The following is a 20,472-nucleotide window of genomic DNA, read 5'->3' on the forward strand; positions in this document are numbered from 1 at the left end:
CCACCGCTCACAGGAGTTTCCGCATGTCCGCTTCCAGCAGTTCGCAGAAGTTCATCGCACGCAACCGTGCACCGCGTGTGCAGATCGAGTACGACGTCGAAGTCTACGGCTCCGAAAAGAAGGTCGAGCTCCCGTTTGTGATGGGTGTGCTCGCGGATCTGTCGGGCAAGCCGGTCGAACCTCTGCCCGCAGTGGCAGATCGCCAGTTCCTCGACATTGATATCGACAATTTCGATGAGCGCATGAAGGCCATCCGGCCGCGCGTGGCATTTGCCGTCCCGAACACGCTCACGGGTGAAGGCCAGATGATGGTCGACATGACTTTCGAGAGCATCGAGGACTTCTCGCCCGCGGCCATTGCACGCAAGGTCGAACCGCTGCGGCAACTGCTCGATGCACGCACGCAGCTCGCGAACCTGCAGACGTATATGGATGGCAAGTCGGGTGCAGAATCGCTCGTGAACCAGCTGCTCCAGGACCCCGCGCTCCTGAAGTCGCTCGCCGCGGCACCGAAGCCGCAGATTGCTGAAGACACCGCCGAAGCAGGCGCCGCGAACTGATCGACAGGATACCCTCAGAGACAAGTCATGGCAAAACAGCAAGCACAGGCCGCAAGCGTCGGCCTCCAGACCGGATCGGACTTCACGCAGCTGCTCAACCAGGAATTCCGCCCGAAGACCGAGCAGGCGCGCGAAGCCGTGGAACTCGCCGTCCAGACGCTCGCCGAGCAGGCACTCAGTCAGTCGGCCACCATTAGCGATGACGCATACAAGAGCATCGCGGCCATTATCGCGCAGATCGATCACAAGCTCTCCGAGCAGATCAACCTGATCCTGCACTACGACGACTACCAGAAACTTGAGTCGGCCTGGCGTGGCGTGCACCACCTCGTCTCCAACACGGAGACGGATGAGCGCCTGAAAATCCGCTTCATGGACATTTCGAAGGATGATCTACGCCGCACGATGAAGCGCTACAAGGGTCTCGCGTGGGATCAGAGCCCGCTCTTCAAGCAGATCTACGAAGAAGAGTACGGCCAGCTCGGCGGCGAACCGTACGGCTGCCTGGTTGCGGATTACTACTTCGACCATACGCCCCCCGACGTCGACCTGCTCAGCTCGATCGCCAAGATTTCTGCCGCTGCCCACACGCCGTTCATCTCGGGTGCATCGCCGGCCGTACTGCAGATGGAATCGTGGCAGGAACTGGCCAATCCGCGCGATCTCACGAAGATCTTCACGCAGAACCTCGAATATGCCCCGTGGAATTCGCTGCGCAACACCGAGGATGCACGCTATGTCGGTCTTGCGATGCCGCGGTTCCTCGCGCGTCTGCCGTATGGCGCGAGAACGAACCCCGTCGACGAATTCGACTTCGAGGAAGACACGAATGGTTCCGATCACCGCCGTTACGCGTGGGCGAACGCGGCCTACGCGATGGGCGTAAACATCAACCGTTCGTTCAAGCTGTACGGCTGGTGCTCGCTGATCCGCGGCGTCGAATCGGGTGGCACGGTCGAAAACCTGCCCTGCCACACGTTCCCGACGGACGATGGCGGAGTCGACATGAAGTGTCCGACCGAAATCGCCATCTCGGACCGCCGTGAAGCGGAACTCTCGAAGAACGGATTCATTCCGCTCATTCACCGCAAGAACACGGACCATGCGACGTTCATCGGTGCGCAGTCGCTGCAGAAGCCGGCCGAGTACTACGATGCTGACGCGACGGCCAACGCCAACCTGTCGGCGCGCCTGCCGTACCTGTTCGCCTGCTCGCGCTTTGCGCATTACCTGAAGTGCATCGTGCGCGACAAGATCGGTACGTTCCGTGAGCGTGAGGACATGCAGCGCTGGCTGAACGAATGGATCATGAATTACGTCGACGCCGACCCGGCCAACTCGTCGCAGGAAACCAAGGCCCGTCGCCCGCTCGCCGCAGCCGAGGTGCTCGTCGAGGACGCGGAAGGCAACCCTGGCTACTACCAGGCGAAGTTCTTCCTGCGTCCGCATTTTCAGCTCGAGGGCCTCACGGTCTCGTTGCGCCTGGTCGCGAAGCTGCCATCGATCAAGGAAGCCGCCTGAGCACCGACCCCGGCGATCCAATCCACCAGCCGTGACTGCGTCCCGTAGGGGGCGCAGTCCATCCAGAAAAGGAGAAAGCAATGCCGTGGACATACAACCAGGCAACCGGGTCTCTGCGTGATCCACAAGGACAGGTGGTCGCCAATGATGGCTATTCAGGCGCGGGACAGGGTCGAAACAACAGTGCAATGGAGCAGACCCCGAACGTCGGCCCGATCCCGCGGGGACGCTACCGGATCGGCAACGCGCGTCACTCGGCGCACACAGGCCCCGTATCGATGGATCTGAGGCCACAGGCGGGCACAAACACGTTTGGACGCAACGCATTCTTGATCCACGGCGACAACCTCTCGCATACAGCGTCAAACGGCTGCATCATCCTGCGGCGTCCCATACGCGAACAGATCAACAGCAGTACTGATCGCGAGCTCGTGGTGCAATGAGGCGGAACCTGTCATCTGCGCTCGCGCTGTTTGTTCTCGCTTCCCCCGCGTTTGCCGCAACGTTGACACCTGCGCAGATTGAGCGGGACATTCGGGTACACGGTGCAAGAGTGACGGTTCAGTCGCTCGATCGGGAAGGAAAGTTCAATGCGGTGCTCGACCGGATCGCTTCGGGAAAAGCTGCATGGGTTCGGCTCGCACCTGGCCTCGCCCAGGGTACCGACGCTGGTGATTCGACCGGGTTGACCGTCGCACTCGCCAGGGCGTTACCTAAAAACCCAACGGCGGTACTCGCGGCACTCGACGAAGGCCCGGTCATCGGCCCGGCCGCCGTCTGTGGCGTGCCGTTCATTGAACCTTCGCCGCAGGAGGTCCACGAATACCTTGGGCGCGCGATTCCCGCCGTAACGCATGTCGAACCATCGGACCGGCTTGCGCATCGTTCTGCATGTCTTGAAGCACTGCATCACGCGCAAGACCAGACTTCACGCTAGTCCTGATGTTTAGTCAGCCTGTCTGATCAGACAGACAAGAACACCACAAACGGGACGTACCCGTCCTTACAGGCAGTACTTTTCTATCAAGGAGTTTGAGATGGCACAGGATATTTTCATCAAGATCCATGGTATCGACGGTGAGTCACCGGATTCAGCGCACAAGAACGAAATCGAGGTGAAGAGCTGGGGCTGGCACATCCTGCAGCAGTCAAGCATGCACACCGGTTCGGGCGGTGGCGCGGGTAAGGCCACGGTTGAGGATCTGGCATTCGAGCACTTGGTCGACCGGGCAAGCCCGAACCTCATGAAATACTGCCTGACCGGCAAGCACATTGACCAGGCGGTACTGACCGTGCGCAAGGCGGGCGGCAATCCGCTCGAGTTCCTGAAGATCACGATGAGCGACGTGATTGTCACGCACGTCAACCCGTCGGGCAGCAATACCGACGACGGTATTCTCGAACACGTTCGCCTGTCGTTCTCCAGGGTCAAACAGGAGTACGTCGTCCAGAATGCCCAGGGCGGCAGTGGCGGCGCGGTGACGGCCAGCTACGACATCAAGGGCAACAAGGAGGCGTAAGCCTCGTCTGATTGCCTGAAGGCAGTCCCGCTGTAATCCCGCCGAGCGATGGCACGAATTGTTCGTGCCATCGCTCGGCGCTTCAAGTCTTATACAGATGTGCCCTGACGCATGCGCCTGATTACCTCCGTGACAGCCTGCGCGCTCGCGCTGCTCCTCGTCGCCTGCGCGAGTGGCGACCCCAAACCGCAGATACCGTTGATGCTGGACCTGACGATCAGTGCCGCTACAACGGTCAACCCTGGCGACCAGGGACAGGCAGCACCCATCGTGGTACGTGTCTATGAACTGAAGACTGACAACGCGTTCAAGGTCGCAGATTACTTTTCGCTGCAGGACAGGGACAAGACGGTGCTCACCGACGACCTCGTCAAGCGTGACGAGTTTCAGCTGCGGCCTGGTGAGCATAAGACGATCCGGCGCATCGCCGATGCGACCACAACCACGGTTGGCGTGCTCGCCGAATACCGAGATCTGCCTCACGCCGTGTGGCGCGCCGTGTATCCGTTACCCACGGCACCCGAGAAAGCGTGGTACCGCTTTTCCTCGCCAAAACTGAATCTGACCATCAATGTTGACGCTGATGCGATCAGGATTACCGACAATACGAAGAAGTGAAACGCAAGGCGAAAACTGAATCATGAGCTGGCACAACAAGGTCGTCTGGAATGAGGGGCTCTTCATGCGCCCACAGCTGTTCCAGCAGCAGGAGCGTTATTTCGAGCATTTCGCGCACAAGCGCGCCGCTCCCCTTTCGCCATTCTTCTTTGGCTTCACGCACTACGGGCTCGACGCCGAGGCCCTCGCACTCGGCAAGGTGATCGTGAAGTCCGCGGCTGGCGTTTTTGCGGATGGCACGCCTTTCGATGCGCCTGGCAGCACCCCGCCGCCGGCGCCGCTCACGATCCGGCCTGAGCATCTGGAACAGCTCATCTATCTCGCCGTGCCCATCCGTGTGCCCAACGGCGAAGAGACGACCTTTGACAATGCATCGGATTCACTCGCGCGTTACGCCGTATTCAACACGGACCTGCGCGACACCAATTCGGTCGGCCAGGGTTCCCAGAAGATCCAGTTGTCGAACCTGCGGCTGCGTCTTGTGCCAGAAAAGGAAATGACCGATGCGTGGATCGGTCTTGCGCTCACACGCGTCAGGACAATCCGCGCCGACGGTAGCATCGAACTCGACGACACCCTCGTGCCGCCTGTGTCGGCGTATGGGGCAAGCAGCCTGCTCGCGAGCTGGCTCGCGAAGATCCACGACCTCACGCGACTGCGCGCCATTGCGCTCGCGCAGCGTCTGACCGGGGCAGACGGCAAGGCCGGCACCGCTGCCGAGGTCTCGGACTACCTTCTGCTACAGACGCTCAACCGCTACGAGCCGCTTCTCCAGCATCTGCGGCACGTGCCAACCACCTCGCCCGCGGAACTCTATGCCCTGCTCATCAGCATGGCGGGCGAGCTGTCAACCTATGTGCGCACCACGACGCGCCGGCCGCTTGATTCGCATCCGCCGTACCAGCACACGGCGCCACATCTTTGCCTGAAGCCCATCGTCGATGACACACACCAGTTGCTCAACGCCGTGCTTGTGCGCAGCGCGCAGAGCATCGAGCTCCAGGATGCCGGCTACGGTATGCGTAACGCCGTGGTCGATCCAGGGGAGATGCATGGTTTCGCGTCGGTTGTGCTCGCAGTCAGCGCAGCGATGCCGCCCGACACGCTGCAGCAGCAGTTCGCGGCCCAGGCCAAGCTCGGTCCTTCCGAGCGCCTGCCCGATCTCGTGCGTGCTCACCTGCCAGGCATTGCGCTGCAGGCACTGCCGGTGCCGCCACGGCAGATTCCGTTCAATGCAGGCTACATCTACTACGAGCTCTCGCGCGCCGGGCAGCTCTGGGAAGACGTTGAACGCCGTGGCGGGCTGGCGCTGCACGTCGCGGGGGACTTCCCGTCCCTGAAGCTCGAACTGTGGGGCATTCGCGGATAACAAAGGGTAGCAGTACGGTAGCAGCGCCCCCGTTACGTGGGCAGCCCCAGGCAGCCGATACGCAGACAAGGAAATGCAGTAATGCCACAGGCAACGATAGATCCGGTCGGGCAAGCCCCGGACGTCAAGGAAAAGCACGCAGCGCCGCGCGGGGAATTGCCGCCCGGCGAGTCTCTCACGGAGCGTCTTGCGGGCGTCAAGGCCGCCAGTAACCCGCTGCTCGAGGCCGCGCGCCCTATGCTGCGAGCGCTGGCTGACGTGCCGATGCAGCTCGATCACGAACGCGTGGAGCAGCTGCGCGACCTGCTTGAGCAGGAGGTGCGCACCTTCCAGAGGCTGTGTGAGCAGGCCAGTATCCGGCGAGACCATATGCTCGGCGCGCGCTACTGCCTGTGTACTGCGTTCGACGAGGCGGCCATGCAGACCCCGTGGGGCAAGAACAGCAAGGGCGACAAGAGCGGCAGCAACGGCCGGGCACCTGTGCAGCCCGGAACGGTTACGCGCGACGCCGGCGTTGAATGGGTGACCCGCGGACTGGCGACGCTCTTTCACGAAGACCGGCAGGGCGGCGACAAGGTCTACCTCCTCATCGGCCGGCTGATGGCTGAGCCGCAGGAGCACCTCGACCTGCTCGAGGTGATCTACCGCATCCTGAGCCTTGGCTTTGAAGGACGCTACCGTTTTGAGCCGGGCGGTCATCGCAAACACGAGGCGGTCCGTCAGCGCATCTACAACGAAATCATGGCACGGCGTGGCATCGTGCCCGTCGCTCTTTCGCCTCACTGGCAATCCGACGTCAAGGGCCGGAGCATGTCGTTCTATGACTTTCCGGTGTGGATCACAGTCGCCCTGCTTTCGCTCATCCTGCTCGGCTGCTTTGGGTATTTCAAGTACGAACTCCTGGATCACAGTGCCGATCTGCAGAAGCAGATTGCCGATATCGGACACATGACGCCGCCGCCGGCGCCGGCGGTCCTACACCTCAAGACGTTACTCAAGAATGAGATTGCCGCGGGTACGCTCAGCGTCGACGAAGATACGCATCACAGTTCGGTTACGTTCCGCGGCGATTCGATGTTCTCACCCGGTGGCTCTTCAGTGAATGCCTCGATGGGGCCGCTCATCTCTAGAATTGCCGCCGAAATCGTCAAGGTGCCTGGCAAGGTCTCGGTGCTGGGCTATACCGACAATGTGCCGATCAGGAGCCGCCAGTTCGCATCAAACGACGCACTGTCCGAAGAGCGCGCCACGCAGGTCATGCAGATGTTGCAGGCCGCGGGGGTGCCAGCGAACCGTCTGGAGGCTGTCGGCAAAGGCGACGCCGATCCGGTGGGTGACAACAGCACGCCACAGGGCCGCGCACGTAACCGCCGTGTCGAAATCACGGTCGCGGAATAACGGAATCATGAAAGCAGTCAGCATCCCGGCATGAAAAAATTCCTGTCTTTTCTGGTATCGCGCCAGTTCCTCGCCTTTCTCGCGCTGATCGTTGTCGCGCTGGTGATCTGGTTTGTCGGACCCTTTGTCGCATTCGGCGGGCTGAAGCCGCTCGCGGGTGCGGGCATGCGTGTGCTCGTTATCGCACTGCTGCTCGTAGGCGTACTGCTGTGGCTGGTCGGCTGGTCAACAAGCCCGGTCATCGTGGGATTGCTATGCCTGCTGATCTGGCACGCCACGCCTCTGCTCGCATTCGGCAAGACCCAGCCCTTTGCATCGGAGTCCGCGCGCGTCATCGCCATCGCCATCATGCTGTTCGTCTTCGCGGTGTACTGGCTCTTCCGTCTCTGGCAGGAGATGAAGAGCAACCGGTCGCTTGTCGAAAGGATGCTGACGTTTGGCGGCAAGAAGGAACCCTCGCCCGCCGAAGCACAACTCAGGGAAGTCAACGCCATTGTATCGGGAGCACTCGCCCGGCTGAAAGCAATGCGAACCGGCGCACGTGGCATTGGGCGTCTTTTCCAGGGCAAGCGCTACCTGTACGAATTGCCCTGGTATATCGCACTGGGCTCGAAATCCTCTGGTAAGACAAGCGCACTGCTGAACGCGGGCCTCGCATTCCCTGTTGCCGAACAGATGCTGCGTGCTGCCGGAGCAACGGAGCGGCCCACCGCAAACGTGGACTGGTGGCTAAGCAATGACGCGGTGCTCATCGACACGGCAGGCCGGTATACCCGCCACGGCTCGGGCAGTGAGACGCCAAGATCTTCGGCAGATGCTGCGGGCGTGTCCGGCTATGTGGCGTACGGTACAGATCAGCAAGGCACTTCTTCCGGAGAGGTTGCGGGCAAGGCGGAGCTTGTAACAGTGGCCGCGTCAACCCGCACCGATCTCGCCGATTCGCAGCAGAGCATCGACGCGGCGGAATGGCTTGGCTTTCTTGCCATGCTGCGCAAGCATCGCCCCCGCGCGCCAATCAACGGTGCGCTGCTTGCCGTCAACCTCGCCGAGCTGACGAGCCAGAATGAAAGCCGCCGCATGGCCGAAGCGGCCGCATTGCGCGCGCGGCTGGCTGAACTGCGCGGCGAGCTGGGTATCCGCTTTCCTGTTTATCTGGTGATCACCGGGATGGACCAGCTCACCGGTTTCGCCGAATACTTCTCGTCGCTGACGGCCGAGGGCCGGGCCCAGACATGGGGCTTCACGCTCCCCTACGGCAAGGAAACCATTGCGAAGGAAGGTGTCGCCGCGCGATGCCGCTCGGAGCTGGGCCTGCTTGTGCAGCGCCTCGATAACGGCGTCGATACACGACTGCAGGACGAGTACGATCCTATCCACCGCCGCAAGCTGGCTGCGCTGTCGCAGGAGTTTGCCGCGCTGACGGCACCGCTCGTCGAACTGATCGAGCGTGTGTTCCTCGATTCACGGTACGATGACACGCAGCTGTACGCAACACTGCGCGGTGTGTACTTCACGAGCGCCGATCAGGCCGGAACCGAGATTGTGGCCGAGCGCCGAACAATCATGCAGCGGGTGATGTCGGGCATGACCGCACCGGCGACTTCATTGCGCGAGGCAACCAGCGAAGGCTTCTTCCTCCACGACCTCTTTACAAAGATCGTCATTCCCGAGGCGCATCTGGTGCGCCCGAACCTGCGCTGGGAATTCCGCTTCCGGCTTCTGCGCCTGATTGGCCACGCGCTCGCCCTGCTGCTCTTCGTGTGGCTTGCGATTGGACTGCGTGTGAGCTTTGGAAATAACAGCGACTATCTCGGGGCGATTGCCCACAAGGCACAGGCGCTCGCCGCACGCGTGACCCAGCTGTATCACGATCCGAAGCCGGAAGCCGTGCCCGATACGCTAAGCGCCGCGCGCTATCTGCCGACGTATCAGGGGCTCGATCTCTCCGACCCCGACAGCACGTTCCGCTACGGCCTCTATACGGCCCCCGATATCGTCACGGAAAGCCGCCGCACCTACGACGCGCTCGAAGATAACCTGCTGCTTCCGCAGATCGTCCACAGGATGGAAGATGTGATTTCGCAGTCGATCGCGAAGAAGGATCCGAAGGCGACCTACGAAACACTGCGCGTCTATCTTATGCTTTACGACAAGGCGAAGTTCAACGCTGATGACGTCAAGGGCTGGGTACTCGACGACTGGGCGAAGACCGACAGCGCAGCTGTGTTCGGTGGCCGCGCCTCGATGATCGATCACGTCCAGCAGTTGTTCTCCGGTGATCGCGTGGTCCAGTCGCCGCTTATCCGGAGCGACGCGCTGATCCAGCAGGCACGCGCCTTTCTCGACGGCAGCAACGCGACAGACCGGCTCTACGAGCGGGCCAAGGCTGCCATGATCAAGGAGGCGCCTGACGAGTTCACGCTGATCCGCGCGGTCGGGCCCCAGGCGGGCACCGTTTTCACGCGTGCGAGCGGCGCTCCGCTCTCCCGCGGCGTGCCGGGTCTCTTTACGTTCGACGGCTACCGCGATCTCTTCGACAAGCGCCTGCCCGAGTTCGTGCAGGCCGCGCGTGAAGACGATGCGTGGGTCATGGGGCGCTCGTACCTCGGAAGGCTCGTCAGCCAGGCTCAAAAAAAAACTGTTGAGATCGTAAGCACGGCGGCCGGCGCGGATGATCCGCTAACCGAAGCCATCCGGCGGGAGTATCTGACGGAGTACGCCCAGCAATGGGATGCATTCCTTGGCGACATCCGCACGGTGACAGGTACGAGTCTCGCTTTCAACCTGCAGGTGCTGCGCAGTTTTGCCGCGCCCGACTCACCTCTCGCGCGCCTTGCACGCGCAGCCGTGCACGAGACAACGCTGACACAACCGGTCACCGCAATCGGCGGATCCCTGCTCCAGAAGGCTACCGACCAGATCAGTCAGAAGACCGACTCCGCGCTGGGTATCCGTGCCTCCGAACAGATCGAGCGCGAACTGGTCGACAATCGTTTCGCCGCGCTGCGCGAGGTCGTGACTGGAAATGCCGAGGTTCATGCCACGGGCGACCCGGCTCCACAAACCGGAAAGACAGGGTTGGACGGTGTGACCAACCTGTTGAACGATTACTACACCGCGATTACGGTGGCGGATAACGCGATCAGCAACAACAGCATGCCGCCCGCCAGTGACACGGCGGTAAAGCTGAAGTTGACGGCGAACACGATGCCAGCACCGTTTCGCGATGTACTGCTGCAAATTGCACAACAAGGGTCGCAGGAGGTCAATCAGGGCATCGGCCAGCTACTCTCACGCCAGATGGGTTCGGTCATCGGTGACACGTGCCGGCTCACCATCGAGGGCAACTACCCGTTCTCGCCTGGCAGTACACACGACGTAAGCATCGACGACTTCACGCGGCTGTTCGCGCAGGGCGGTGTTATCGACGATTTCTTCACCAAGACCCTTGCACCGTTCGTCGACACGTCGGCGAAACCCTGGCGCTATCGTACGCTGCCGGGTGCGACGGAGCCTGTTCAGGGCCCGGACCTTGAACCGTTCCAGCACGCGAAGGCTATCCGCGACGTCTTCTTCAGCGGTTCCGGCCAGAACCAGATGACATGGAAAGCGAACCTTCAGGTGCCAGAGCTTGATCCAGCCATTACTGGCCTCATGATCGATATCGATGGACAGACCATGCTTTATCAGCACGGACCGGTCACGCCCTTCACCGTCAACTGGCCAGGCCCGCGCGGTGGGGTGCACACCGAAATCACGGCGAACCCACGTATCCGTCCGGACACATCAACCGCTTCTGCTGATGGCCCGTGGGCATTGATGCGCCTGCTCGACAAGGGACATGTCATGGAAACCGCCACGCCTGGTCGCACACGCATTGCCTTCGACTTTGACGGGCGCAAGGCAGTGCTCGATATCGCCGGTGCCGGTAGTGTTGCAAATCCGCTTACAGGCGATGTCCTGAAGACGTTCCGCTGCCCGAGTTCGATGCCGGTATTCGGTCTGGCAGACAGCGGCCCGCCTCCCGGACTGCCTCCCGCCGGCCTCCCAGCGCCCGCTGGCACTTCGCACTAACATTTTTTACAGGAAAACGAGCTCACACCTTGAACGCAGTCTCGCCCAAACTGCCACGCAATGCCGCCACACCGGCATCGTTCAGCGCGCAGATCCGCGCGGCCGAAGCAGCATCCAACCCGCTGCTCGAAGCTGCGCGCCCGCTACTCGATGCCCTCCCAAACACACCCGCGGGGCTCGACACGACCGGTATTGCGCGACACAGGCAGTGGCTCTTGCATCAGATCCGGACATTCGGCAAAGTGTGCGCCGCACTGGATCTGCCGGCAACGCAGGTTGACAAGGCACGGTACTGCCTGTGTTCCGCACTTGACGAAGCGGCCGCGCTGACCGACTGGGGCAACGGCACCACGATCGGAATGGAATGGGGAACGAACGGACTTGCCACGACGTTCGGCTATGACCGTCAGGGTGGTGACCGGGTCTACGCAATCGCCACGGAGTGCATGCATCAGCCTCACGATAATCACAATCTCATTGAAGTAATCTTGCACATTCTGGAGCACGGATTCAGGGGGCGTTACCGTTTTACTACTGACGGTGCGCATCAGATCAAGGCAGTCCGCGAGCAGATTCACAACGCACTTGCGGCAGGGTCGCAAAGCCTGCCGATGGAGCACGAGAACCCGCGGGCTACTGGCAGTTCCCCCCCGTTACAGCGTCTTCTCACTGACCTCCGGGCGGAATCGACTCCACCCGAATCCCGTCGCAGGCTCCCGATTGTGGCGCTCGGCCTTTTTTTGCTGGCCGTCGCCGGTTGTGCTGCGTACTGGCATTTCACGCAGGTAAAGGCAGCCGGACAGGTGACGATACCTATCGACGCGCTGGCCATGAGGCTCACTGGCCGCCTCTCGAACGAGGTGAACGCGGGCACCATTGCCCTTGCAGAAAACGCCGGGCATACCACGCTCACACTTCGGCTTGAGGGCATCTTCGAGGCTGGAGAATCGACCGTCAATCCATGGGTCAAACCCATGATCACCACCATTGGGCACGAAATCGCCAAAGTGCCTGGACATGTCGTGGTGACCGGCCACACCGACAACCAGCCGATCGCCCAGTCACAACACAGCTCGAATCTGGTGCTGTCAGATTCCCGCGCACAGGAAGTCGTTGAGATTCTCATTTCCGCCGGAGTGCCAACCGACCGAGTCACCGCAACAGGAAAAGGCAACGCAGAACCTGCGGCCGACAATAGAACACCTCAGGGTAGGCAGAAGAATCGCCGGGTGGAAATCACTGTCTCAGAGTAACCAGTTAGGTCTACAAAACGCATGCAATCAATACCTAGAAGCAACGCAGGAAACTCAAGAAAATAGCATTTTTTGTGGAGCGTGGTCATTGTGCTGGGCACCGCAGTCACCGCTTATGCATCGTATTCCGAACAATCTCTGAGCCCGTGGCAATTACAGCAGGAAGAATCGCAAACACACCACGGCAAATCGGAATATGCGTGCGGGAACGAACAGAAGGGCGAATAGACGCGCCACAGCGTTTGAACATCTATTCCAGTCGAGCTCAACTTAACACCCGGACTGTATCGACATGACGACCCGCCCCATCCTTCGCCTGCCCCGTCGCGGACCCGCTTCTCAGGTCGACCATCCGCAGACCGATGCGGAACACGCGCAGCCTAAGTCACGACTTCGGCGCGACATGTATGGACGATGGAAGCTCAAGTCAAAGGAAACACACACGCACCCCGCCAGCCAGCACAAAAGACACCAGACGCCCAAACCGGATTTCGAGAGCGCTCTGGAGGAGCTTCAAGTATCGAATGCGGCACCTATACCTGCTGCCGCCGAATCCGCTAACTCTAACGAGCGACGTACTGAAGACATTCTGGCGCCCCACCTCGATGCACGGTTCCAATCTGGCGAACAGCGATACGCCGCCTGGCTTGCCAGCCGGCACGGTACCCATCTTGACGGTTCCGAAGGCGGGACATTGAATGCAGCGGCACGGTACAACGCTGCACTGGAGGCCTCTGCGACAAAGATTTGTGATTGTCTTCTCGAATATGAAGATCTTGTGGCGAAGCAAGCGGCAGCTCGAACGCAAAAACGAAATGAGATCATTGCGGATATTCGCAGGCTCGTCATTGCGCTAAAAATCACCGGGTGCGAACTCGGCATCGGTAGTCGTATGGACGAGCCATCCACACGACTGCCTCCGTTGCCGAAATACAGGAATCCCGCGACGGGCGAAACCTGGAGTGGTCGTGGCCGAGTACCTGCCTGGCTTGCCGGCCGGGACAGGCAGCAATTCCGGATCAACCCGGAACCTAAATGACTCAGTTGCACAACCGGTTCCAGCAATGGGACTTTGAAGGGCTTGAGCGGAGTGCGGTGAAAGTCGCACGCTCCGTTCTCAGGGGGCGGTGGCGCAGCAATGCGTCGCTGCCACCCGACCGGTCTACATCCGTCGAGCCATCGTCCACGACGATGAGCTCGCCTTGTCGAGGTTTTAACGCTGGCTAGAGGCCATCGCCTCCCCGAGAAAGGGTTCCGCGTCGAAGGCGGAAATGCCAATACCGATTGGCTCATTGGAAATCCGATGGCGGCGGGCGTAGCGGTTGGGCTCCTGGTATGTCCGGCGCTCCCCGCTGACTTTCGATCGAGGGTTGAGACGCACCCGGATTGGGGCTCCAGGTGGTACCGCCCCGCGTGACTTTGATCGGTGGCAGCGCGTGAACAAGCGGTCGACCCAGAGGCGGACGGGACGGCACGCGCTGCTCGCGATCGGGGTGAAACGCCGGCGTTACCGGTGCCGGCGCTCTATCCTGTTTCGACTGCAACCCGTAATACACGCCCAGGGCCACACCCAATAACCCCACCACGGGCACTGCTAGCCAACGGGCGCGCAACATCACCAGCTCACCTGATCGTTCAGCGTCACATTGCCGCTCGTTGGAGTCTGGAGCTGGCGATTGCCGGACCAGTTCTCCCAAGTAACGCTGCCGTACGCGTTCTTGCGGTAGTACTTGTACTGAATCGCCTGGCCGACCGGCAAATTGACGTTATTGCTCCAGACCGGGTACGTGGCTGGATCCAGAGGGATGCCGAGATCGGTGTTCCAGTTGCCGAGCGCGCCCGCGTTGCCCGTCACGTAGACCTGCTGGCCAAGTTGCGTGTTCGCGTTGACGCTGATCGCCACAGATACCTGCCCGCTCTGGGGTGGCACCACGCAATTGTCGTAGCGCGCGCAAACGACCGACGGAATATCTACGATGCGCCCGGCCTGCATCGAGGCTAGCAAACTTATGTATTCACCCATCGTCCAGTTCAACGGTGCCATTGACTTGGTCGGCTGGGCTGGAGTGAAGCCGCTCGGCGTGGTCACAATCCAGTTGTCGGGCAGTGCGGTCGAATTCGGCCAAACCTGCTCAGGCAGAAAGCCCTCTGGCGTAGTGAGCTGCTTGAGCGTTGCTAAATACGGGCTACCCGCTCCGCCGCTACCCTGACGAGCGATCTCGTACATACCGCGTTCGGCGGTAAAGATCGGCCACAAGCGACCGACCCCGGCGCCGTCGAAGTCGCTGCCATCGTTATGCTCGCCATAGCCGTCAAAGTTGTAGCGGAACCACGTGTTGGGACTGAGCGCGGGCGCATTCGGCAGATTCAGTGACTGGCCCAGCACGCTGTCATAGACCGAGATCGTATTGAGGATGGTTGGATCGTTCGCGCGCTTGACGCCCATGCGAACGAGCTCGAAAAAGCCGCCATCGACTACGCGCCGCGCATCGTGGCTACCGCCGCCGTTCTTGATCGCTAGGGTTTGCGCGGTATCCGGTCCAGCGCTTGGAGCGAAGCTAGCGCGATCGGTGCCGGTGCCCGACCGGCTTGCTGGGTTGATCCTGATGTAGTAGCTGCCGTTGCCGAACGAGCCGGTAGCGGTGTACGTCCAGGCTGCCACATTCTCTTGCCAGTAGTCGGCCGCCGATAGATAGCGCGCGGCGCTGGTCGTGTCACCGTTCTGGTTCGCGATGTCAGCCGCCGTAACCAGCCCAGCGATCTCGGCCGCGATGGTGGACGGTGAATAGCCGGAGTCCTCTTCCCAGCGTTCCTGGTATGTCCAGGGGCCGGTGTTGGTGATGTAGTCCGCTGTGAGCTTGATCTGCGGCCACAGCGGATTGAACACGCTCGGACCGAGACGCCACGCCAGGATAATCGGCATGGCCTGCTCGTCCATTTGCGTGCCTTGCCAGTACGGCCAGCCGCTCACCCACGCATTTTGGGGAAAGCGACCAATGCGACTGTAGCCCTGCGGGCAGCCAGAAGCAGTGTATTCAGCAATACCGCAATTGGTCGTCTGCTGCAGCGTTTTGAACAGATAGTTGACGACGCTCGAAGCGGTCGACGTGTCGCCCGCGGTCGTCAGTGCATTGGCGAACTTGAAGAGGTCGCGCGGCCAGACCAAATGGTAGCCACCCGCATTGGCATCGCCCTGCGATTCACCCCAAGGCGTTCCGATGCCGGCGATCATCGCGCCATCGCTCTTGTCCTGCATGGTCTTGAGCGTCATGGCGGCCAGATAATAGGCAGCATCGGCCGATCCCCCCTGCGTCGACAAGCCCGCTGCGTAGTTATGCCATGCCGTGTCGTACTGCTCTTGCTCGCCTGAGATGTTGCTACCGAGCACCGAGCTCGCGTCGCTGAGCGCTTGGTCCTGGGTGCCGCCGAAGCCGAGCACCACATCAAACGAAACCGTTTTTGCGGTCGGGTCGCCAAGGTCAATCCAACCCATCTGCGCCACATTGCCGTTAGTGGCAGACGAGAAGGTCCAGTTCATCGTCAGGTCGGTGCTGCCGCCGAGCAGGTCTGTCCAGCCATCGCTCTGGCCGACGAAACCGTTAGACGTCATGCTGACGCCATTCACCACCTTCCACGGGCGGTCGGTCATCAGCGCGGAATAGCGGCTATTGTGATTGGCGACCAGCGTGGTGCTGCCATTGTAGGACGTCGTGTACGCGGTGTTGTTGCTACCGGCATTGTCGAGGTATGGCTTGGACAGAACGTACAGATTGAAGTCACCGACAGAGTGCCCATTGAGCGCCGTGAAGGTTACGCGCTCGACAATCGCGTTATAGTTCGGGTCCGCAAAGATCACCTTCCCAATCTGCCAGTTATGGGCGATGTTGCTGGTAGACACCTGCCAGCTCATGGTGCGCGGGTCGGTTTGCCCGGCAGAATAGCTCTGGACCTTCTCTTCGTCGACAAAAGTCCCGCCCGCATCACCGACCAGAAACTGCAGGTCGACGGACTCAGGCGTATCTAGAACCGGATAGTAGACTTCCGACAGGATGCCTCGGTAACCGGTGAAGTACACACGTGAGGCCCCGTTGACAGCGGTACCGAGGAACGACTTAACCGACGGCCCTCGCGTTGGGACCACACCGGGTGAGCCAAACGCCTCGTCTGCCATAGCGGAGCGAACCGTCACGCACGCCAACAAGGCGACAGCTCCTGCGAGAGCCGCTCGTTCCAATTTGAGGCGCCATTTTGCCATCGTCAGCTCCGTTACGAGTTGGTATTACGATGATCTAGTCGCACTGCGATCGTCCGCACTTGGTTTCGGTCGGATGGTTGGTCGATGCATCGGTACTAAAACGTCTAGGCTGGTATGACGGCCCAAACTGAACGTGCTAGCCGCAGTGAGTCTCGCGCTCCGAGAATAGTTGGCATCGTTCGCATGATCGCCCAGACACACCCTCGTCGACTGCGGCTTTGCTCAAGAATGCCCTGCCCATTGGTTTATTTATTTGCCGGCACTCCGAGTCCATCCCGCCTTTGATTGACATCGACCTAACGGGCGAATTGCATTTTCCGAACCGCTTCCATGGATAAATCCTAGCGCGGTCTGAGGTGCGCAATTGCAAACATTTGTCAGGCAGACTCGTACTGTTTTTAAATGTAAACACCCGGGGAGGTCATCTTGATTGCGTAAGGCGCGAAGGCGAGGATCGTGTCCATCTAAATTTTTAATGGACAGATGTACACGATGGATGAAACCGAGGTGACGCAGGAGGTTGTGCAACCAACGCGACGTCGGCGGCATAGCAAGGAGTTCAAGGCACAGGTCATCCGGGCGGCGATGCAGCCTAACGTGTCGATCGCGGCGGTGGCATTGCACTATCGCTTGAATGCCAACATGCTGCGAAGCTGGGTGGCTGCGCAGGAAGAGCTGGATGCGGCCGAGGTTGCCCGCAAGTCGATGAGCGTGCCATCGGCAGAGTTTGTGCCGTTGCAGCTGGAAGCGCCCGGGGCTGCATCTAACGCGACAGAGATCCAGATCGAGGTACGTCGAGGAGCAGCGACGGTGACAGTACGCTGGCCGTTGTCGGCGGCGAGCGACTGTGCGGTGTGGTTGCAAGGATGGCTGCGGTGATCCGCATCGACGCGATCTGGCTAGCGACCGAACCGCTGGATATGCGTGCAGGTACCGATACGATTCTGGCGCGTGTGGTGAAGGTGTTCGGCGCAGCGCGCCCTCACCATGCCTATCTGTTCGCCAACAAGCATTCGACGCGCATGAAGGTGCTCGTCTACGACGGGTTTGGAATCTGGCTGGCCGCGCGTCGCCTGAACAAGGGCCGGTTCGTATGGACGAACGGCCACGAGGCAATCGCCGTCGCGTTGAATCCCCAGCAGTTAAGAGCGCTCGTGACGGGACTGCCGTGGCAGACGCTGACGCACGATCACGCGATCTGCGTGGTGTAAAGGGTCGCCGGCGCCGTAAACCGTTTTGCTTCCGTGGCGATACCGGCTCTGGCAGACTGGAGCGCATGAACCTGCCCGCCGACCTCGACGCCCTCAGCCCGGAGCAACTGCGCGCACTGGCCGCTCAGTTGATGACCCAGATCGGCGAGACGGAGCGAGAGCTGCACTATCGCCAGACGCGCATCGACCAGCTCACGCACGAACTGTCCGTACTCAAGCGCCTGCAGTTCGATACCGAACAGATGAGCCTGCTCGACGAAGCGCTCGACGCGGACCTGGCCGCACTCGAAACCGAACTCGAGCAACTGCAGCCGGACACCTCGCCGGGCGGACAAGGCCAGCAGCCCAAGCGTGCGCCGTTGCCACCGCAATTGCCGCGCACCGACTTCCATCACGAACCGACGGACCTGAGCTGCTGCGCCTGCGGTTGCCAGCGCGTGCGTGTGGGCGAGGACATCAGCGAGAAGCTGGACTATACGCCGGGCGTGTTCACGGTCGAGCGGCATATCCGCGGTAAGTGGGCTTGCAAGGCGTGCGAAACACTCATCCAGGCACCGGTTCCGCCTCACGTGATCGACAAGGGTATCCCGACCACCGGGCTACTCGCGCAGGTGCTGGTTGCCAAGTACGGCGATCATCTGCCCTTGTACCGGCAAGAACGCGTCTTCGGGCGCGCGGGCCTGGCCATCCCGCAATCGACGCTGGGCGCCTGGGTGGGCGTATGCGGGGTGCGGCTGCAACCTCTGGTCGATGCGCTTCGCCAGGAACTCCTGCGCCACGAGGTGGTGCATGCCGACGAGACACCGGTGCAGATGCTGGCGCCCGGCAAGGGGAAGACACACCGAGCTTACCTGTGGGCGTACAGCACCACGCAGTTTGCCGATGTGAAAGCTGTGGTGTATGACTTCGCAGATAGCCGTGCCGGCGAACATGCCCGTGCGTTCCTGGGCAAATGGCGCGGCAAGCTGGTGTGCGACGACTACAGCGCCTATAAAGCCGGATTCGAGCTGGGCATGACTGAAATCGGCTGTGCCGCTCATGCCAGAAGAAAGTTCTTCGAGTTGCACGCCAACCACAAGAGCCAGGTCGCGGAACAGGCTTTGAAATACTTCGGCGCGCTCTACGATGTCGAGCGCGACGTCGCTGACCTGAAGAACGATCAAAGAGGTGTCGTTCGTCAGCAGCGAGCCAAACCCGTTGCCGACGCACTGCACGCCTGGATGGTCGGCCAGCGCAAGCTCGTTTCCGAGGGATCGGCGATCGCCAAAGCGCTCGACTACAGCCTTAAGCGATGGGAGGCGCTCACGCGCTACCTGCTCGATGGGGACGTGCCCATCGATAACAACTGGCTGGAAAACCAGATCCGCCCGTGGGCTCTCGGGAGGTCGAACTGGTTGTTCGCGGGCTCATTGCGCGCCGGCCAACGTGCCGCCGCGATCATGAGTCTGATCCGCTCGGCGTAGCTCAACGGCCACGATCCGTACGTCTACCTGAAAGACGTTCTCACACGGTTACCCACCCATCGAGCCGATGACATCGACCAGTTGCTGCCGCATCGCTGGGCTTCGACTGCCGCCTGACAAACCTCCGCAGTGCCTTCACCGGGCGCTTACAAACTATTAGATATGCGATGAAAATGACTAACTGGCGCTCTCCACTTGGTACGATCTAGTAGATTCCTAAGTTTTAATTGGCCGCATGTCGTCGTGCATGGTAAGCGTGAGGCCAGTACCGTCAACGAACGCTCGTTGACGAATGCCATGATGACCCGCGAAGGACACGGATGACCGGTCGTGTCCACGATAGGAGTTGTGGACAGAGTGACTCAGACAGTCGAGATCCCGCCGAAACGGCAAACTCGCCGACATCCAACGGAATGGAAGCGGACCATCGTCGCCTTGACCTTCGAGCCCGGCGCGTCGGTCGCCCGTGTTGCTCGCGAGAACAACATCAATGCCAATCAGGTCTGGGCATGGCGCCGCCTCTATGCACAAGGGCTATTGACGGATGATGTGAATCCGGGGGCAATGCTGCCGGTTGTCGTCAACGAATCCTCTCCGCCTTCCGTTCAGCCACCGATGGCGATTGAAGTGCCGACCGCGACCGACATACCGTCCGGCTCGATCCAGATTGAAATCCCCTCTAAACCCGCAACCAGTTGTTGGTGCGACACCCCCTTGGCTCGTATTTTCTGGAGCGACACCATGACAGATGCAGCACAGTTCAAACTCACTTCACTCAAGCCCGCCGAACTGGCGGGTACAGCGGGATACGCTCAGGCGGTGGAGGCTACAGGCACCCGTATCATCTTCGTTTCGGGTCAGACCGCGATCAATCGCGAGGGCGAGATTGTCGGGGAAGACAATTTCTCCGCTCAAGTCTCTCAGGTATTTCGAAATCTGGATGCAGCGTTAAGGGCCATTGGATGTGATGCAAGCAACATTGCCAAAATGACAGTGTTCCTTCGCGATATGGGCAATCTCGACCCTTACAGAATTGCCCGCAACGCTTTCTTTCAGAGCGTGACCCCTGCGGCGGAACCTGCAGTTACCCTAATCGAGGTTTCTCGACTGTATGGATCGAAATTCATGATCGAAATTGATGCTATCGCGATAGCATGAAAGCCTCTTGCCAACGGTGTTTCGGTCGCCGACGCTGATGCTGCTGGAGCTCTCAAGCAGCCCCTCAACACG

15 protein-coding genes and 1 pseudogene are annotated in these 20,472 nt (G+C 60.7%); 15 read left to right on the forward strand and 1 reads right to left on the reverse strand.

Features of this window, described 5'->3' with window-relative positions:
- Nucleotides 1-23: 23 nt before the first annotated feature.
- The 11 genes from tssB (at nt 24) to FAZ95_RS36225 (ending at nt 13,352) form a co-directional block, all read left to right on the forward strand.
- Nucleotides 24-560, forward strand: coding sequence for a type VI secretion system contractile sheath small subunit (gene tssB, locus FAZ95_RS36175; RefSeq protein WP_137337146.1), 537 nt, complete (start codon nt 24-26; stop codon nt 558-560).
- 27 nt (nt 561-587) lie between these two features.
- On the forward strand, nt 588-2,081 hold the full coding sequence (tssC, locus tag FAZ95_RS36180) for a type VI secretion system contractile sheath large subunit (RefSeq protein WP_137337147.1): 1,494 nt from the start codon (nt 588-590) through the stop codon (nt 2,079-2,081).
- A gap of 80 nt (nt 2,082-2,161) precedes the next feature.
- Complete coding sequence (locus FAZ95_RS36185) at nt 2,162-2,524, forward strand: tlde1 domain-containing protein (RefSeq protein WP_137337148.1); 363 nt, start codon at nt 2,162-2,164, stop codon at nt 2,522-2,524.
- On the forward strand, nt 2,521-3,018 hold the full coding sequence (locus FAZ95_RS36190) for a hypothetical protein (protein ID WP_137337149.1): 498 nt from the start codon (nt 2,521-2,523) through the stop codon (nt 3,016-3,018). Before FAZ95_RS36185 ends, FAZ95_RS36190 begins: the two co-directional genes overlap by 4 nt.
- A gap of 100 nt (nt 3,019-3,118) precedes the next feature.
- Complete coding sequence (locus tag FAZ95_RS36195; RefSeq protein WP_137337150.1) at nt 3,119-3,601, forward strand: Hcp family type VI secretion system effector; 483 nt, start codon at nt 3,119-3,121, stop codon at nt 3,599-3,601.
- 111 nt (nt 3,602-3,712) lie between these two features.
- Nucleotides 3,713-4,219 (forward strand): type VI secretion system lipoprotein TssJ, encoded by a 507-nt coding sequence (tssJ, locus tag FAZ95_RS36200; RefSeq protein WP_137337151.1) that lies wholly within the window; start codon nt 3,713-3,715, stop codon nt 4,217-4,219.
- Between the two features lie 22 nt (nt 4,220-4,241).
- Nucleotides 4,242-5,588 (forward strand): type VI secretion system baseplate subunit TssK, encoded by a 1,347-nt coding sequence (gene tssK / locus FAZ95_RS36205; protein WP_137337152.1) that lies wholly within the window; start codon nt 4,242-4,244, stop codon nt 5,586-5,588.
- Nucleotides 5,589-5,669: 81 nt separating this feature from the next.
- Nucleotides 5,670-6,986, forward strand: a complete 1,317-nt coding sequence (gene tssL, locus FAZ95_RS36210; protein WP_137337153.1) for a type VI secretion system protein TssL, long form — start codon at nt 5,670-5,672, stop codon at nt 6,984-6,986.
- Between the two features lie 30 nt (nt 6,987-7,016).
- On the forward strand, nt 7,017-11,060 hold the full coding sequence (gene tssM / locus FAZ95_RS36215; RefSeq protein ID WP_137337154.1) for a type VI secretion system membrane subunit TssM: 4,044 nt from the start codon (nt 7,017-7,019) through the stop codon (nt 11,058-11,060).
- Between the two features lie 29 nt (nt 11,061-11,089).
- The gene (icmH, locus tag FAZ95_RS36220) at nt 11,090-12,313 is read left to right on the forward strand and encodes a type IVB secretion system protein IcmH/DotU (RefSeq protein ID WP_137337155.1); all 1,224 of its coding nucleotides are present in this window, start codon (nt 11,090-11,092) and stop codon (nt 12,311-12,313) included.
- Between the two features lie 292 nt (nt 12,314-12,605).
- A complete protein-coding gene (locus tag FAZ95_RS36225; protein WP_302674747.1) occupies nt 12,606-13,352 on the forward strand; it encodes an H-NS histone family protein in 747 nt (248 codons plus the stop codon).
- Between the two features lie 576 nt (nt 13,353-13,928).
- On the opposite strand, the gene FAZ95_RS36235 is transcribed toward FAZ95_RS36225, so the two are convergent.
- Nucleotides 13,929-16,568, reverse strand: a complete 2,640-nt coding sequence (locus tag FAZ95_RS36235; protein ID WP_137337157.1) for a glycoside hydrolase family 15 protein — start codon at nt 16,566-16,568, stop codon at nt 13,929-13,931.
- Between the two features lie 492 nt (nt 16,569-17,060).
- Here FAZ95_RS36235 and FAZ95_RS36240 point away from each other — a divergent pair, with 492 nt between their 5' ends.
- From FAZ95_RS36240 to FAZ95_RS36260, 4 genes and pseudogenes are all read left to right on the forward strand, one after another.
- Nucleotides 17,061-17,447 (forward strand): transposase, encoded by a 387-nt coding sequence (locus tag FAZ95_RS36240; protein WP_254700156.1) that lies wholly within the window; start codon nt 17,061-17,063, stop codon nt 17,445-17,447.
- Nucleotides 17,444-17,779 (forward strand): IS66 family insertion sequence element accessory protein TnpB, encoded by a 336-nt coding sequence (gene tnpB / locus FAZ95_RS36245; RefSeq protein ID WP_175425850.1) that lies wholly within the window; start codon nt 17,444-17,446, stop codon nt 17,777-17,779. The genes FAZ95_RS36240 and tnpB overlap by 4 nt, the downstream gene beginning before the upstream one ends.
- Nucleotides 17,780-17,844: 65 nt before the next feature.
- A pseudogene (tnpC, locus tag FAZ95_RS36250) lies at nt 17,845-19,359 on the forward strand (IS66 family transposase).
- Nucleotides 19,360-19,599: 240 nt separating this feature from the next.
- Nucleotides 19,600-20,400 carry a Rid family hydrolase gene (locus FAZ95_RS36260; RefSeq protein ID WP_175425851.1) on the forward strand — a complete coding sequence of 267 codons (801 nt, stop codon included), beginning with the start codon at nt 19,600-19,602 and terminating at the stop codon, nt 20,398-20,400.
- The last annotated feature ends 72 nt before the right edge of the window (nt 20,401-20,472 follow it).

The sequence above is a fragment of the Trinickia violacea genome (assembly GCF_005280735.1).
GTDB lineage: Bacteria > Pseudomonadota > Gammaproteobacteria > Burkholderiales > Burkholderiaceae > Trinickia_A > Trinickia_A violacea.